Below are 1,726 nucleotides of genomic sequence, written 5' to 3'. Positions count from 1 at the left end.
GTCGGCGCCGTTCCTGCGTGTGCTCAAGCAGATCGCCGATGCCGGCGTCCGCAACAATACGCCGGTGACGCTGTGCGGCGAACTCGCCGGCAAGCCGATCTCGGCGATGGCGCTGATCGGCCTCGGTTTCCGTTCGATCTCGATGTCGCCGGCCTCGATCGGTCCGGTCAAGGCGATGCTGACGGAACTGCCGCTGGACGAGTTGAAGGCGTTTTTCGACGACAATCTGATGGCTCCGGCACAGGGCTTGCCGATGCGGGCGCTGCTGCAGGCCTTTGCCGACGACCGTTCGATCCCATTGTAGCAGCCTCATCATGGTCAATTTGCCCCGCGATCGTATGGATCAAGTCGTCAAGCGTTTCGAGATGCTCGAAGCGCAGATGTCGGCTGGTCCGGCGCCGGATGCCTATGTGCGCATGGCGTCCGAATATGCCGAAATCCAGGATATGGTGGCCAAGGTCAGGGCATTGCGCCTGGCCGAGCGTGAACAGGCCGATCTGGAAGCCATGCTTGCCGACAAGGGCACCGATGCCGAGATGCGGGCGCTCGCCGAGGCCGAGTTGCCGGAGATCGAGGAGCGCATCGAGGCATTGCAGAAGGATATCCAGATCCTGCTGTTGCCCAGGGATGCCGCCGACGACAAGAACGCCATTCTCGAAATCCGCGCCGGCGCCGGCGGTGACGAGGCCGCGCTGTTCGCCGGCGACCTGTTTCGCATGTATGAGCGCTACGCCGCCGAACGCGGCTGGCGTTTCGAAACCGCCTCGGCCAGCGATGGCGACGCCGGCGGCTTCAAGGAAATCATCGCCACCGTGTCGGGCAAAGGCGTCTTTGCGCATCTGAAATTCGAATCCGGCGTGCACCGCGTGCAGCGTGTGCCGGCAACGGAGGCCAGCGGGCGCATCCACACCTCGGCCGCAACCGTCGCGGTGCTGCCCGAAGCCGAAGAGGTCGACATCGACATCAGGGCCGAAGACATCCGCATCGACACGATGCGCGCCTCGGGTTCGGGCGGCCAGCACGTCAACACCACCGATTCGGCCGTCCGCATCACCCATCTGCCAACCGGCATCATGGTCGTGCAGGCGGAGAAATCGCAGCATCAGAACCGCGCCAAGGCCATGCAGATCCTGCGTGCCCGGCTCTATGATCTGGAGCGCGGCAAGGCCGACGAGGAGCGTTCCGAATCGCGCAAGTCGCAGGTCGGTTCCGGTGACCGCTCGGAGCGCATCCGCACCTATAATTTCCCGCAAGGCCGCGTCACCGACCATCGCATCAATTTGACGCTCTACAAGCTCGACCGGGTGATGATGGGTGAACTCGACGAGATCATCAACGCGCTGATTGCCGATCACCAGTCGAAATTGCTCGCCGACATCGGCATCGATGACTGACCTGCCCGACGCACTCGGCCCGCTGCTGCGGGAAGCGTGGGCCCGGCTTGGCACCACTGTCGACGACCCGGCGCTCGATGCGCGGCTGATCGTCGAGCATTTTTCGGGCACGACGCGCACGCAAGCCATTGCGGACCCTGAACGCAGGCTCGGCGCCGGCATTGTTGCCGAAATCGATGCCGCCCTGAGACGCCGCGCTGGCGGCGAACCGGTGCATCGCATCCTCGGCTATCGTGAATTCTACGGTTTGCGCCTGTCGCTGTCGCCGGAAACGCTGGAGCCGCGGCCGGATACCGAAACGCTGGTCGAGGCGATATTGCCCTTCGTCAAGG

At 64.1% G+C, this 1,726-nt stretch carries 2 protein-coding genes and 1 pseudogene; all 3 read left to right on the top strand.

Features of this window, described 5'->3' with window-relative positions:
- On the top strand, positions 1-304 hold a 304-nt coding region (locus tag EN964_RS33695; RefSeq protein ID WP_306663835.1), incomplete at its 5' end, for a putative PEP-binding protein.
- Positions 305-314: 10 nt separating this feature from the next.
- Positions 315-1,394 carry a peptide chain release factor 1 gene (gene prfA / locus EN964_RS33690; RefSeq protein ID WP_127277386.1) on the top strand — a complete coding sequence of 360 codons (1,080 nt, stop codon included), beginning with the start codon at positions 315-317 and terminating at the stop codon, positions 1,392-1,394.
- Positions 1,387-1,726, top strand: a pseudogene (locus tag EN964_RS33685) (protein-(glutamine-N5) methyltransferase, release factor-specific); the annotation flags it as partial. The gene prfA and the pseudogene EN964_RS33685, both read left to right, overlap by 8 nt.

Source organism: Mesorhizobium sp. M7A.F.Ca.CA.001.10.2.1 (assembly GCF_003998575.1).
In the GTDB taxonomy this organism is placed as follows: Bacteria; Pseudomonadota; Alphaproteobacteria; order Rhizobiales; family Rhizobiaceae; genus Mesorhizobium.
Note: the sequence above shows the minus strand (reverse complement) of the source record. Positions and strands in the feature narration are given on the sequence as shown.

Coding starts and splice junctions, on each gene's coding strand:
- prfA (WP_127277386.1), top strand. CDS start 315: ATGGTCAATTTGCCCCGCGATCGTATGGATCAAGTCGTCAAGCGTTTC.